This window comes from Lacisediminihabitans profunda (assembly GCF_008040105.1).
GTDB lineage: Bacteria > Actinomycetota > Actinomycetes > Actinomycetales > Microbacteriaceae > Lacisediminihabitans > Lacisediminihabitans profunda.
This window is the reverse complement of record NZ_VRMG01000020.1, coordinates 1-221: the sequence shown is the minus strand read 5'-3', so window position 1 is coordinate 221 and position 221 is coordinate 1. Positions and strand designations below refer to the sequence as shown.

Below are 221 nucleotides of genomic sequence, written 5' to 3'. Positions count from 1 at the left end.
GATTCGCTTCATCGATCAGATGGGGGACCGCTTCGGGGTCGAGGCCATCTGCCGGGTGCTGCGTCCGGCAGTTCGTGGGTTTCTGACCTCCCGCGGGTATCGTGCGGCCAAGGGCCGGCCCGCTTCGGCACGTCAACTGCGTGATGAGTTGCTCGTCCCGGAAGTCGCTCGTCTGCACGCGGAGAACTACGGCGTCTATGGGCGTCGCAAGATGCATGCCC

General features: G+C 65.2%; 1 pseudogene. It reads left to right on the top strand.

Going from position 1 to position 221, the window contains the following annotated elements:
* Positions 1–221 (top strand): annotated as a pseudogene (locus FVP33_RS19825) (IS3-like element IS3501 family transposase); the annotation flags it as partial.